Source organism: Thauera sp. K11, from assembly GCF_002354895.1.
In the GTDB taxonomy this organism is placed as follows: domain Bacteria; phylum Pseudomonadota; class Gammaproteobacteria; order Burkholderiales; family Rhodocyclaceae; genus Thauera; species Thauera sinica.
The window spans coordinates 4,504,782-4,518,162 of record NZ_CP023439.1 but is presented as its reverse complement, the minus strand read 5'-3'; the positions used below and the strand labels follow the sequence as shown (position 1 = coordinate 4,518,162).

The window sequence follows — 13,381 nt, the reverse complement described above, 5'->3', positions numbered from 1 at the left end:
TCGTCCTCGCACAGGATTCAGACTCTTCTCATCCAGGTCCACACCATGAACGACCCCCTGGTCATCGCCGGCAAGTCCTACGGTTCCCGCCTGCTCGTCGGCACCGGCAAGTACAAGGACTTCGCCGAGACGCGCGAAGCCATCGACGCCAGCGGCGCCGAGATCGTCACCGTCGCCATCCGCCGCACCAACATCGGCCAGAACCCGGGCGAGCCCAACCTGCTCGACGTGCTGCCGCCGGAGCGCTTCACCATCCTGCCCAACACCGCCGGCTGCTACACCGCCGACGACGCGGTGCGCACGCTGCGCCTGGCGCGCGAGCTGCTCGACGGCCACGCGCTGGTCAAGCTCGAGGTGCTCGGCGATCCGAAGACGCTGTTCCCCAACATGCCCGAGACGCTGAAGGCGGCCGAAACCCTGGTGAAGGACGGTTTCGACGTCATGGTGTACTGCGCCGACGACCCCATCCAGGCCAGGATGCTCGAAGAGGCCGGCTGCGTCGCGGTGATGCCGCTGGCGTCGCTGATCGGCTCCGGCATGGGCATCCTGAATCCGTGGAACCTGCGCCTCATCATCGACAACGCCAGGGTGCCGGTGCTGGTCGATGCCGGCGTGGGCACGGCGTCGGACGCCGCGATCGCGATGGAACTGGGCTGCGACGGCGTGCTGATGAACACCGCGATCGCCGCCGCCGGCAAGCCGGTGCTGATGGCCAGCGCGATGAGGAAGGCGGTCGAGGCCGGCCGCGAGGCGTATCTCGCCGGCCGCATGCCGCGCAAGTTCTATTCCGCCGACCCGAGTTCGCCGGCCCAAGGGCTGATCGGCTCATGAACGGGAGCCGCAACGAAGCCGCGGCGCCGGGCGCCGCACCCGTGCCGCAGCCGGTGGCGGTGGTCGGGATCATCGGCCGCGACAGCCCGGAGCACCGCTTTTCCAGCCGCAGCATCCGCAGCTTCGTGCTGCGCCAGGGGCGCATGTCGGAGGCGCAGCAGCGCCATCTCGACGACGTGCTGCCGAAGGTCGGCATCCCCTACCGCATGGCGCTGCTCGATCTCGACGCGGCTTTCGGCCGCCCGGCGCCGAAGATCCTCGAGATCGGCTTCGGCATGGGCGAGACCACGGCGAAGATCGCCGCGGCGATGCCCGACCGCGACTTCCTCGGCATCGAAGTGCACACCCCGGGCGTGGGCGCGCTGTGCAAGCTGATCGCCGAGAACCGCCTGGCGAACCTGCGCATCGTGCAGCACGACGCGGTCGAGGTGATGCGCGACATGATCGCCGACGGCGCGCTCGCCGGCGTGCACATCTTTTTTCCGGACCCGTGGCGCAAGAAGCGGCACTTCAAGCGGCGCCTCATCCAGCCCGACTTCGTCGCGCTGGTCGCGCGCAAGCTGGCGCCCGGCGGCTACCTGCACTGCGCCACCGACTGGGAGGACTACGCGCATTGGATGCTGGAAGTCATTTCCGCACAACCGGCCCTGTGGAACACTGCCACGGATTTCGCCCCGCGCCCGGAATACCGGCCGCTGACGAAGTTCGAGAACCGCGGCCTGAAGCTGGGCCACGGCGTGTGGGACCTGGTGTTCCGCCGTCGCGCCGATTGAAAGGGAGCAGCGCTTGATCCGGGGATTGTTCCGCTTCGTGCTTGGTGTGTTGCGCTTCGTCGGGCGCGCGTTCGACTTCGTCGCGCGCGGCATGTTCTACCTGCTCGTGGCGCTCGTGCTCGGCATCTTCGTCGCGCTGTTCATGCAGCCGGCTCCCCAGGTGCCGAAGGGGGCTGCGCTGGTGCTGCGTCCGGTCGGCACCATCGTCGAGCGGGTGGTGTTCGACGAGCCGCTCACGCTGCTGCGCGCCGGCGGCGTGCCCGGCGGGCGGGTGGTGCTGGCCGAGCAGCTCGAGGCGATCCGCGCCGCGCGCGACGACGACCGCATCGCCGCGCTGGTGATCGAGACCGACCGCCTGGGCGGCGGCGGCCTGTCCAAGCTCGCCGAACTGCGCGAGGCGATCGCCGCGTTCAAGGCGTCGGGCAAGCCGGTGCTGGCACGCGGCGACGACTACGACCAGGCGCAGTACTACCTCGCCTCGGTGGCCGACGAGGTGCACCTGTCGCCCGACGGCTTCGTGCTGCTGCGCGGCCTGGCGCGCTACGGCATGTATTTCAAGGACGCGCTCGACAAGCTCGGCATCAAGGTCCATGTGTTCCGGGTCGGCGAGTACAAGTCCTTCGCCGAGCCCTTCACCCGCAACGACATGTCCGAGGAGGACCGCATCGCCTCGCGCGATCTGCTCGAGGGCTTGTGGACGCTGTTCCGCGACGACGTCGGCGCCAGCCGCAAGCTTGCCGACGGCGCCCTGGACGCCTATGTCGACGGCTATCGCGATGCGCTTGCCGCGACGCGCGGCGATGCCGCGCGGGCGGCGCTCGATGCCGGCCTCGTCGACCGGCTCAGCACCCGCGACCAGTGGCGCGACCGCCTCGTCGAGCGCGTCGGCCGCGACGCCGAAGGCAAGGATTTCCGCCGGATCGAACTTGACGCCTACCTCGTGGCGGTGCGCCGGGCGCGTCCGGCGGCGGGCGAACGCATCGCGGTGATCGTCGCGCAGGGCAGCATCATCGACGGCGAGGAGCCCGCCGGCGTGGTGGCGGGCGATACCTATGCGCGGCTGATCCGCAAAGCGCGCGAGGACGACTCGGTGAAGGCCGTGCTGCTGCGCATCGACAGCCCGGGCGGCAGCGCCTTCGCGTCGGAGCTGATCCGGCGCGAACTCGAACTCACCCGCGAGGCGGGCAAGCCGGTGGTGGCGTCGATGAGTTCGGTCGCGGCGTCCGGCGGCTACTGGATCGCGGCCGGCGCCGACGAGATCTGGGCGGCGCCGGCCACCCTCACCGGCTCGATCGGCATCTTCGCGCTGTTCCCCGAGATCGCCGAGCCGCTGAAGCGCCTGGGCGTCAGCGTCGACGGCGTGGCGACGGCGCCGCTCGCCGCCGCCTTCGATCCGCGCCGTCCGCTCGATCCGGCGGCGGCCGAGGCGATGCAGCTCGGCATCGAGCATGGCTACCGCCGCTTCCTCGGTACCGTGGCGCAGGCGCGCCGCATGAGCGCCGAGGATGTCGACAAGGTCGGGCGCGGCCGCGTGTGGACCGGCCAGGCGGCCGCAGGGCTGGGCCTGGTCGACCGCATCGGCGGACTCGAGGCCGCGCTCGCGGCGACCGCGCAGCGCGCCGGGCTCACGCGCTACGACGTGGTGTGGCCGGAGGCGACCGAATCCATCGAGCAGCGTCTGATGCGCCGCCTGATCGGCCTCGCCGGCGAGGCCGGCCTGCTCGATACCGCTGCCTCGGCCGCCAAGGCGCCGCTTGCCGGCACGCTGGACGACATGCAGCGCGGCGCCCGCGAACTGATGCGCTGGAACGATCCGCAGCACCAGTATGTACACTGCCTGTGCGAATCGCCCTGAGAACGGCGGCCGCAGGATCGCATCTTGACCGGAACGACGAAGGAGACAGCCGCATGCAACTCACCAGCCAGAGCTTCAACGACGGCGCCCGCATCCCGGGCGAATTCGCCTTCTGCATCCCGGCCGCCGAGGGCCACGTCTGCCTCGGCAAGAACCTGAATCCGCACCTGGCGTGGTCGGAAGTCCCCGCCGGCACGAAGTCCTTCGCGCTGATCTGCCACGACCCCGACGTCCCCAGCCGCGGCGACGACGTCAACAAGGAAGGCCGCACGGTGCCGGCCAGCCTGCCGCGCGTCGATTTCTTCCACTGGATCGTCGTCGACCTGCCGGCCGACCTGCGCGAGATCGCCGCCGGCCGCTTCTCCTCCGAAGTCACGCCGGGCGGCAAGCCCGGTCCGGAGGCCGCGCTCGGCGCCCGCCACGGGGTGAACGACTACACCGCCTGGTTTGCCGGCGACGAGGCGATGAAGGGCGACTACCACGGCTACGACGGCCCCTGCCCGCCGTGGAACGACGAGATCGTCCATCACTACGTATTCACGCTGTACGCGCTGGACGTGCCGCGCTGCGCCGTCGAGGGCCGTTTCGCCGGTGCCGGCGTACGCGCGGCGATCGCCGGGCATGTGCTGGCCGAAGCGAAGCTCACCGGCACGTACACGCTCAATCCGGCGCTTGCGGGCTGAGGCCCGGGTGAAGCGCGTCGCCCCGGCGCGGCGATCGATCGCGGTGATGATTCCCGCCATGGCGGATCACTGCCCACAATGGGCAGATTTTCAGGGTTTTCTGACAGAATCCTGATCCAGGCCATCACTTGAGTCGAGGATCGACGGATGCGGATCTCGGGTACGACGTCGTTGAACCTGCGGCTCTGGGCGGTGATCGCATTGGCCGTCGTGCCTGTCTTCCTGATGGTCCTGATCGACTATCTCGCGCAGCGCACCGAAACGACGCGGGCGATCGAGGCGGACATGATCCGCATGCTGGCAGCCGCCGGCGAGGAGGAAGACGCCGCCCGGCGGGCGGTGAGCAACGTCTTTCGCGTGATCGCGCAGTCGGACAACCTGCGCACGCTCGATCCGCTCGACTGTTCGGGCATCGCCCAGCGCCTGCTGGGGACGATGGCCAGTTTCCACAATCTCGGCGGGGCCCTGCCCGACGGCAAGGTGTTTTGCAGCGGCACCGCCCCGCCGGAGGCGATGGACGTGCGGGAACGCCGCTGGTTCCGGCATGCGCTGGATGCCGACGGAGTCACCGAGGGCGAATACCTCGTCGGCCGCGACGGCATCCCCGCGATGGAGTTCGGCTATCCGCTGCGGGGCCGGCATGGCGAACTGCGTGCCGTCCTGTTCGCGTCGATCAGCCTCGACTGGTTCCGGCGCCTGGTGGCGGGCTACCGCCTGCCCGCAGGCTGGGAAGCGCACCTGATCACCACTTCCGGCCGGGTGCTGGCGCGGCATCCGGCTCCCGACGGCTGGCAGGGCGAAGAGATGCCCGGGACCATGCTCGGCACCTTCCTGCGCATCCGGCAGGGTGCGATGCCTCTTTCCGAAGCCGAGGATTTCGACGGCCACCGCCGCCTGTACGGCGTCGCGCCGGTCAGCTTCGCGCGCGACACCCTCTTCGTCGTGATCGGCGCGCCGCTGGAAAGCTCGCTGTCCGCCGTCGATCTCAGCTTCTGGCGCCGCGTCGCCCTGCTGTTGACGATCGTGCTGGTTTCGGCCGGCGTGGCGCGCTATTTCATCTACGGCCTCGTGGACCGGTGGGCCACCCAGATGCGGGAGGCCATCGGCCGCATCGCCGCCGGCCGGCTCGACACGCGCATCACGCGGCGCTCCCGGGTGCGCGAGCTGAATGCGGTGGAAGACGGCGTCAACCGCATGGCCGCCGAACTCGAGCGGCGCGATGCCGAACTCGCCGAGCGCGAGGACGAGCTGCGGCGCCTGTCGATGGCCATGGAGCAGAGCGCGGCGACCATCCTGATCACGGACACCGACGCCCGCATCGAATACGTCAACGAGGCCGCCATCACCAACACCGGCTATTCGCGCGACGAACTGCTCGGCCACAATCCCCGCATCCTCAATTCGGGCCGCACGCCGGCCGGCACCTATGTGGACATGTGGACGACCCTGGGCCGCGGCGAGGTGTGGCGCGGAGAGTTCCACAACACGCGCAAGGACGGCAGTTGCTTCGTCGAGGCGGCCACCATCGCGCCGGTCAAGCGCGCCGACGGCGTGGTCACCCACTACGTGGCCGTCAAGGAGGACATCACCCTGCGCCGGCAATCGGAGGAACTCCTCCACCGGCTCGCCTACTACGACCCGCTCACCGAGCTGCCGAACCGCGCCATGCTGCACGACCGCCTCCAGCATGCCCTGCTGGCGAGCGCGCAGTCGGGTACGTACGCGATGCTGCTGCTGCTCGACGTCGACCGCTTCAAGCAGCTCAACGACACCCAGGGCCATGCGGCGGGCGACAGGCTGCTCAAGGAGATCGCGCACCGCCTGCGGCATGCGCTGCACGACGACGACACCATCGCCCGCCACGGCGACGACGACTTCGCGGTGATCGTCGAGCATTTGGGCGACAGGCTGAGCGAGGCACTGATACGCGCGGAAGCGCTGGCCAAGCAGATCCATCAGGCGCTCAACGTCCCCTACCAGTTGGATGATGCCGGCAGGCGGCACTACGCGACGCACAGCATCGGCGTCACCCTCTTCCAGGGGCGGCAGTGGTCCGAGGAAAACCTGCTCAAGCAGGTCGAGGTCGCCCTCTACATGGCCAAGAACGAGGGGCGCAACGCCATCCGCTTCTTCAGCCCGAAGATGCAGGCGCTGGTCGATGCGCACGCGGCGATGGAGGCCGGCCTGCGCGACGCCCTGGCCGGCCAGGCCCTCCAGCTCTTCTACCAGCCGCAGGTCGACCAGCACGGCAGGGTCGTGGGCGCCGAAGCGCTGATCCGGTGGTTCGGCGCCGACGGCAGGCTGGTGCCGCCGGCGGAGTTCATCCCCGTGGCCGAGGATACCGGCCTCATCGTGCCGATCGGGCAATGGGTGCTCGACACCGCCTGTGCCCAGCTGGCCGTCTGGCAGGCGCTCGCGCCCGGCTTCACGCTGGCCGTCAATGTCAGCCCGCGGCAGTTCCACCAGCCCGACTTCGTCGACCAGGTGATCGCCAGCGTGAAGGCCAGCGGCATCGATCCGCGCGGCCTCGAACTGGAATTGACGGAGAGCGTGATCCTCGGCGACCTGGACGAGACCATCGCGAGAATGGAGCAACTGCGCACGCTGGGCCTGCGCTTCTCGCTCGACGATTTCGGTACCGGCTATTCCTCCCTGTCCTATCTCAAGCGGCTGCCCTTCGACCAGTTGAAGATCGACCAGTCCTTCGTGCGCGACATGCTGAACGACGCCAGCAGCGAGACGATCGTGCGCGCCATCCTCGGCATGAGCGCCTCGCTCGGCCTCGAGGTGCAGGCCGAGGGCGTCGAGACGGCGGCGCAGCGCGACTTCCTGCACGCGCAGGGCTGCCGGCTCTTCCAGGGCTACCTGTTCGCGCGCCCGCTGCCGCTGGCGCAATGGCCCGAGAATCCGTGCGCGCTGCAACTGGCCGCCGCGGACTGATCCGCGTCCGGGCGCTCCTGTCCTTCCGGAATCAGAGCTGGGGCGGTGCAGCCGGGCTGCCACTCCGGCCATGTCTTGTAATGATATTAATTCGCATTTACAATTTTTAGCGGAAGCTCACCCGTGCCTGCCCGGTGAGCCGCCGGATCCGCCGACCACCGCACAAGCCCGCCTTCGCCAGCCAGTGCCGAACTGAACCTGAACAAGAAGGAAGGACCATGTTGCGATTGATCGCGCTCGCCGCAGGCGTGGCGCTGGGCCCGATTTTCTCTGCCTCCGCCCAGGAGGCGCCGGGCGACGAGGCCGTACGCCTGAAAGAGGTGAGCGTCACCTCCACCCGCACCGAGCGGCGGCTGGACAACATCCCCAACACCGTCACCGTCACGCCGCGCCAGCGCATCGAGGAAGAAGGCGCGCGCGACATCAAGGACCTGTTCCGCGACGAACTCGACGTCTCGGTGCGCGCGGCGCCGACGCGCTTCACCGCCGCCGGCGCCGCCACCGGCCGCGCCGGCAACGAAGGGATCAACATCCGCGGGCTGGAAGGCAACCAGGTGCTGATGCTGATCGACGGCATCCGCGTGCCCAACAGCTTCTCGTTCGCATCGTTCTCCACCGGGCGGGGCGACTTCCTCGAAGTCGACGGACTCCAGCGGGTCGAGGTCCTGCGCGGCCCGGCGTCGATCCAGTTCGGCAGCGACGGCCTGGCCGGCGCGGTCAGCTTCCGCACCATGGACCCGGCCGACCTGCTCAAGAAGGACCAGGCGGTGGGCGGCTTCGTGCGCGCCGGCTATGCCAGCGTCGACCGCTCGTGGGCGAGCACGCTGGGGCTGGCCGGCCGCGACGGCCGCTGGCAGGGCATGCTGCTGGGCACCTTCCGGCAGGGGCACGAGGTCGACAGCCATGGCGGCAACGACGCCCGCAACGTGGACCGCACCGCGCCCAACCCGGTCGACTACCGCAACGGCTATCTGCTGGGCAAGGCGATGTTCGCCGTCGATGCCGAGAACCAGCTCGGTTTCACGGTCGAACGGCAGCGCCGCAGACAGGACACCGAAGTCTATTCGGCGCGCGCGAAGCCACCGCTCGCCGGTACCGGCGTGCTGGATCTGGACACCGACGACCGTATCGAGCGCGACCGCGTATCGCTGGAGCACCGCTTCACCGACGTCAACGCGAACTGGGTCCAGCGTGCGGAAACCCGCTTCTACTGGCAGGACGCCGAAGTCCGCCAGTTCTCGGACGAGGACCGCAACACGGCCGCCGACCGCACGCGCGACAACGCGTACTCGTCGAAGATCGTCGGCCTGTCCACGCTGCTGGAAAGCAACCTCACCGGCGCGCTGAACCAGCGCGTCACCTACGGGCTGGACTGGAGCCGCGCCGAGATCTCCGCGGTGCGCGACGGCACCGTGGCGCCCTTCGGCGAAACCTTCCCGGTCAAGCCCTTCCCCGACACCACCTACACGCTGCTGGGCGCGTTCGTGCAGAGCGAGATCGAAGCCGGCGCGTTCAGCATCATCCCCGGCCTGCGCTTCGACCAGTACAAGCTCGACCCCTCGGCCGGCGGCTATGGCGGCGGCGCGGTGTCGGACCTGTCCGACCGCGCATTGACGCCGCGCCTGGGCGTGGTGTGGCGCCTGATGCCGGCATTCGCGCCCTATGCGCAGTGGGCGAGGGGCTTTCGCGCGCCGACGCCGGACCAGGTCAACAACGGCTTCACCAACGCCGCCTCGGGCTACACCAGCGTCGGCAACCCCGACCTGAAGGCCGAGCGCGCCAACAGTGCGGAGATCGGCTTCCGCGGCGAGGCCGGCGGGGTGCGCTATTCGGTGGCGGCATTCGACAACCGCTACGACGACTTCATCAGCCAGCAACGGGTCGGCGGCGCCGGCACGGTGCTCGATCCGACCGTGTTCCAGTACATCAACCTGGCCAAGGCGCGCATCCGCGGCGCCGAGGTGCGCGGCGAATGGACCATCTCGCCGCGCTGGAAGGCCAGTGCGGGGCTGGCCTACGCGCGCGGCGACAGCGAGACCGACGGCCGCCGCACGCCGCTCGACACCGTCGCGCCGCTCAAGGCCATCCTCGGCGTGCGCTACGACGATGCGAGCTGGGGCGCACGCGCCCACCTCACGCACACCGCGAAGAAGGACGCCGACCGCATCGCGCCGGCCGACCCGGCGCCGTTCTCGCCGCCTTCCAGCACGGTGCTCGATCTCGGCGTCCACTGGAAGCCCCTGCGCAACCTGACCGTCTACGCCAACCTCGACAACGTCTTCGACAAGCGCTACTGGCGCTGGTCGGACGTGCGCGGGCTGGCGGACACGAGCCCGGTGCGCGACGCCTACACCGCGCCCGGCCGCAATTTCCGGGCATCGCTGCGCTACGACTTCTGAGGAGACCGCCATGCCGGAAAAAATCCAGACCATCCGCCAAGCCTTCACCGAGCAGCGCCGTGACGCCAAGGCCCGCCACCGCGACATCGCCGGGAACCTGGGCATCTCCGAAGGCGAACTGATCGCCGCCCACGCCGGCCCCGGCGGCGAGCCGCCCGACGCGTGCACGCTGCACGCCACCCGCCTGCGCGCCGAATGGCCGCAGATCGTCGAATCGCTGCAGGCGCTGGGCGAAGTCATGGCGCTCACGCGCAACGCCTCGTGCGTGCACGAAAAGACCGGCACTTACCGCAACGCCACGCACAACGGCGCGGTGGGCCTGGTGCTGGACGCCGACATCGACCTGCGCGTCTTCTATGGCCGCTGGGCGCACGGCTTCGCCGTCGAGGAGCACACCGACAAGGGCGTGCAGCGCAGCCTGCAGTTCTTCGATGCCGCCGGCACCGCCATCCACAAGGTGTTCCTTCAGCCGCAAAGCGACGCGGCCGCCTACGGCGAACTGGTGGCGCGCCTCGCCGATGCGGACCAGAGCGCCGGCATGCAGGTTTGCGCCGCGCCGCCGGCCGAAGCCGAGGCGCCCGACGACGCCATCGACGCCGCCGCATTCGGCGGGGCCTGGGCGGCACTGCGCGATACCCACGAGTTCTTCGGCCTGCTGAAGAAGTTCGGCGTGTCGCGCACGCAGGGCCTGCGCCTGGCGCCGGCCGAGTTCGCGAGCCGCGTCGCCCCCGCGAGCGCCCACCGGCTGATCGACGAGGCGGCCCGCGGCCAGGTGTCCATCATGGTGTTCGTCGGCAACCCCGGCATGATCCAGATCCACACCGGCCCGGTGTCCAACATCGTCCCGGCCGGGCCGTGGATCAACATCCTCGACCCGCGCTTCAGCCTGCACCTGCGCGCAGACCACGTCGCCAGCGCGTGGGTCGTGCGCAAGCCGACGGTGGATGGCGTGGTGACCTCGCTCGAACTGTTCGACGCACAAGGCGAGACCATCGCGATGTTCTTCGGCGAGCGCAAGCCGGGCAAGCCCGAACTGCCGGCGTGGCGCGCGCTGGTCGAAAGCCTGACGCAGGAAGCGGAGCCATGCCCCGTCTGACGCCAGGCCGCCCCGGCGCGGTGCGATCCGCCGGCCGCCGCGCGGCACTCTCCCGGCTGGCGCGCCTCGGCGCGGCCGCGGCCTTCGCCGGGTCGGGCGCCGCGCGTGCCGCCGCCGCGGCCAGTGCGCCGCAGCGGCTGGTCAGCGTCGGCGGCGCGCTCACCGAGATCGCCTACGCGCTGGGCTGCGAACAGGAACTGGTCGGCGTCGACACCACCTCGCTATACCCCGAAGCGGCCACCCGGCTGCCCAGCGTCGGCTATGCGCGCTCGCTGTCGGCCGAAGGCATCCTCGCGCTGGCGCCGACCCGGCTCGTCGCCACCGAGGAGGCCGGCCCGCCGGCGGTGCTGCGCCAGATCGCCGATGCCGGCGTGGCGGTGAACGTGCTGCCGGCCAACCACCGCTTCGAAGGCATGCTCGACCGCGTGCGCCGCATGGGCGAACTCACCGGCCGCGCCCAGCGCGCCGGGAGCATGGCCGCCGCGCTGCAGGCCGACTGGGCGCGCGTGCGCCGTCGCATCGAAGCCCGCGCCGCGCCGTCGCCGCGCGTGCTGTTCGTCCTCGCCCACAGCCCCGGCCAGATCATGGTGAGCGGCCGCGCCACCAATGCCGACGCGATGATCCGCTACGCCGGCGCCGCCAATGCGGTGCAGGATTTCGACGGCTTCAAGCCGCTGGGGGCCGAGGCGCTGATCGCCGCGCGGCCCGACATCGTGCTGCTGACCGAGCAGGGGCTGAAGGCGAACGGCGGCGTCGACCGCGTGCTCGCCCTGCCCGGCCTGAGCCAGACGCCGGCGGGTGCCGCGCGCCGCGTCGTGGCGCTGGAGGCGATGTTCCTGCTCGGCTTCGGTCCCCGCATGCCGGCCGCGCTTGATGCGCTGGACGTTGCGCTGAACGGAGCGCAAGGCGCATGAACCGGACCGCCACCGCGCTGCCGCCGCCGCTCATGCCCCTGACTGCGCGCCTGCGCGCCCGGCCGGCGCCGCTCCTTGCCGCCGTGCTGCTGGCGAGCCTGGCGGTGGCGGTGCGCTGCGGCGCCGTGCCGGTGGCGCTGGAAGACTGGTACGCCCTGCTGGCGGCCGACGGCCGGCCGCTCACCGGCGGCGGCTACGTGCTGTGGAACCTGCGCCTGCCGCGCGCGCTGTTCGCCATGCTGGTGGGCGCGGCGCTGGGCCTGTCCGGCGCGCTGGCGCAGGGCCTGTTCCGCAACCCGCTCGCCGACCCCGGGCTGCTCGGCGTCACCAGCGGCGCGGCCTGCGCGGTGGCGCTGGCCATCGTCGTGGTGGCGGGAATGGAGCCGGGCCTGCCGATGGCGTGGCGCTTCTGGCTGCTGCCGGGCGCGGCGTTTGCCGGTGCGCTCGGCGTGTGTCTGGCGCTGGACCGCGTGGCGCGCTGGATCACGCCGGGCTCCATCGCCGGCCTGCTGCTGACCGGCGTGGCGTTCAACGCGCTGGCGGTGGCGGTGATCGGCCTGTGCACCTATCTGGCCACCGACGAGCAGTTGCGCAGCCTGTCGTTCTGGACGCTGGGTTCGCTCGCGGGCGCGGGCTGGGTGCTGGTATTGGCGCTGGCGGCGCTGCTGGCCGCCGTCGCGCTGCGCGTGCGCCGGCTGGTGCGGGGGATGAACGCGCTGGCGCTGGGCGAAGCCGCCGCCGCGCACGTCGGCATCGACGTGCGCCGGCTGCGCTCCCACGTCATCGTGCTGGTGGCGCTGCTGTGCGGCTTTGCCGTCGCCTGGTGCGGCATGATCGGCTTCATCGGCCTGGTGGCGCCGCACATCGTGCGCACGGTCACCGGGCCCGACCAGCGGCAGGTCGCCCCGCTGTCGATGCTGACGGGCGCGCTGCTGCTGCTGCTGGCGGACACGCTCGCGCGCACCGTGGCCATTCCGGCGGAGATCCCGGTGGGCATCTTCACCGCGCTGCTCGGCGCGCCGTTCTTTCTGTTCCTGCTGGCGCGCAGCCGCAACCGCATAGGGTGACAGGCATGATCGGAGAATCGGCCAGCAATTCTCCGCTGCTGCGCCTGGACGGCGCACAGGCTGCCTTCGGCCGGCTGGTGTTCGGCCCGTTCACCTGCGGCGTCGAGGCGGGCGAGCGCATCGCCATCCTGGGGCCGAGCGGCGCGGGCAAGTCCACGCTGCTCAAGATCATCGCGCGCGAGCAAGCGCTGCGGTGCGGCCGGGTGCTGCTGGACGGGCGGGCGCTGGGCGCATGGAGCTTTCCCGAACTGAGCCGCCGGCGCGCGGTGCTGCCGCAATCCACCGAAGTGGCTTTCGGGCTGCAGACCGAACTGGTGATCGGCCTCGGCCGGGTGGCGCGCGCGCACGACCCCGGCCTGCCGCGCATCGTGCGCGACGCCGCCGAACTGGCCTGCGCCGCCCACCTGCTCGACCGCCGCTTCGACACGCTGTCGGGCGGCGAAAAGGCGCGCATCCAGCTCGCGCGCATCTTCGCGCAATTGTGGGACGCGGAAGGCGGCCTGCTGCTGGTGGACGAACCGCTGGCGGCACTCGACCCCGGCCTGCAGTTCGACCTGCTCGAGCACATCGAGACCTTCGCCGCCGCGCGCGGCCATGCGGTGATGGCGGTGCTGCACGACGTCAATCATGCGCTGCTGGGGTTCGACCGCCTGCTGCTGGTACGCGAAGGCGCCATCACCGACGACCTGCGCAGCGGCGCAGAGGCGCTGCCGGCGCTCGAAGCGCTGTACGGCATCGCCTTCGACAGCGCCACCAACCGCCACGGCGACCTCGTCGTGCTGCCGGCGCGCCGCCTCGCGCCGGGCAGGATGGCGGCGTAGGC

At 70.7% G+C, this 13,381-nt stretch carries 10 protein-coding genes; all 10 read left to right on the top strand.

All coding sequences use genetic code 11. From position 1 onward, the window contains the following. Positions 1 to 45 precede the first annotated feature (45 nt). The 10 genes from CCZ27_RS19805 (at position 46) to CCZ27_RS19760 (ending at position 13,379) form a co-directional block, all read left to right on the top strand. Entirely contained in the window at positions 46 to 831 is a 786-nt protein-coding gene (locus CCZ27_RS19805) for a thiazole synthase (RefSeq protein ID WP_096451071.1), read from the top strand. Continuing rightward, positions 828 to 1,604, top strand: a complete 777-nt coding sequence (gene trmB / locus CCZ27_RS19800) for a tRNA (guanosine(46)-N7)-methyltransferase TrmB (RefSeq protein ID WP_096451069.1) — start codon at positions 828 to 830, stop codon at positions 1,602 to 1,604. Before CCZ27_RS19805 ends, trmB begins: the two co-directional genes overlap by 4 nt. Positions 1,605 to 1,617: 13 nt before the next feature. Next, a complete protein-coding gene (gene sppA / locus CCZ27_RS19795) occupies positions 1,618 to 3,459 on the top strand; it encodes a signal peptide peptidase SppA (RefSeq protein WP_096451067.1) in 1,842 nt (613 codons plus the stop codon). 53 nt (positions 3,460 to 3,512) lie between these two features. Then, on the top strand, positions 3,513 to 4,142 hold the full coding sequence (locus tag CCZ27_RS19790; protein ID WP_096451065.1) for a YbhB/YbcL family Raf kinase inhibitor-like protein: 630 nt from the start codon (positions 3,513 to 3,515) through the stop codon (positions 4,140 to 4,142). A gap of 147 nt (positions 4,143 to 4,289) precedes the next feature. Further along, positions 4,290 to 7,082, top strand: coding sequence for a bifunctional diguanylate cyclase/phosphodiesterase (locus CCZ27_RS19785; RefSeq protein ID WP_096451063.1), 2,793 nt, complete (start codon positions 4,290 to 4,292; stop codon positions 7,080 to 7,082). A gap of 218 nt (positions 7,083 to 7,300) precedes the next feature. Continuing rightward, entirely contained in the window at positions 7,301 to 9,481 is a 2,181-nt protein-coding gene (locus CCZ27_RS19780) for a TonB-dependent hemoglobin/transferrin/lactoferrin family receptor (RefSeq protein ID WP_096451061.1), read from the top strand. A 10-nt stretch (positions 9,482 to 9,491) separates the two neighbouring features. Beyond that, positions 9,492 to 10,577, top strand: coding sequence for a hemin-degrading factor (locus tag CCZ27_RS19775; protein ID WP_096451059.1), 1,086 nt, complete (start codon positions 9,492 to 9,494; stop codon positions 10,575 to 10,577). Then, complete coding sequence (locus tag CCZ27_RS19770; RefSeq protein ID WP_096451057.1) at positions 10,565 to 11,491, top strand: heme/hemin ABC transporter substrate-binding protein; 927 nt, start codon at positions 10,565 to 10,567, stop codon at positions 11,489 to 11,491. Before CCZ27_RS19775 ends, CCZ27_RS19770 begins: the two co-directional genes overlap by 13 nt. Beyond that, positions 11,488 to 12,558, top strand: a complete 1,071-nt coding sequence (locus tag CCZ27_RS19765; protein WP_096451055.1) for a FecCD family ABC transporter permease — start codon at positions 11,488 to 11,490, stop codon at positions 12,556 to 12,558. Before CCZ27_RS19770 ends, CCZ27_RS19765 begins: the two co-directional genes overlap by 4 nt. A 5-nt stretch (positions 12,559 to 12,563) precedes the next feature. Beyond that, positions 12,564 to 13,379: an ABC transporter ATP-binding protein gene (locus CCZ27_RS19760; protein ID WP_096451053.1), complete on the top strand. Its 816-nt coding sequence runs from the start codon at positions 12,564 to 12,566 to the stop codon at positions 13,377 to 13,379. Positions 13,380 to 13,381 lie beyond the last annotated feature (2 nt).

Coding starts and splice junctions, on each gene's coding strand:
- CCZ27_RS19790 (WP_096451065.1), top strand. CDS start 3,513: ATGCAACTCACCAGCCAGAGCTTCAACGACGGCGCCCGCATCCCGGGC.
- CCZ27_RS19775 (WP_096451059.1), top strand. CDS start 9,492: ATGCCGGAAAAAATCCAGACCATCCGCCAAGCCTTCACCGAGCAGCGC.
- trmB (WP_096451069.1), top strand. CDS start 828: ATGAACGGGAGCCGCAACGAAGCCGCGGCGCCGGGCGCCGCACCCGTG.
- CCZ27_RS19760 (WP_096451053.1), top strand. CDS start 12,564: ATGATCGGAGAATCGGCCAGCAATTCTCCGCTGCTGCGCCTGGACGGC.
- CCZ27_RS19765 (WP_096451055.1), top strand. CDS start 11,488: ATGAACCGGACCGCCACCGCGCTGCCGCCGCCGCTCATGCCCCTGACT.
- CCZ27_RS19805 (WP_096451071.1), top strand. CDS start 46: ATGAACGACCCCCTGGTCATCGCCGGCAAGTCCTACGGTTCCCGCCTG.
- CCZ27_RS19785 (WP_096451063.1), top strand. CDS start 4,290: ATGCGGATCTCGGGTACGACGTCGTTGAACCTGCGGCTCTGGGCGGTG.
- CCZ27_RS19780 (WP_096451061.1), top strand. CDS start 7,301: ATGTTGCGATTGATCGCGCTCGCCGCAGGCGTGGCGCTGGGCCCGATT.
- CCZ27_RS19770 (WP_096451057.1), top strand. CDS start 10,565: ATGCCCCGTCTGACGCCAGGCCGCCCCGGCGCGGTGCGATCCGCCGGC.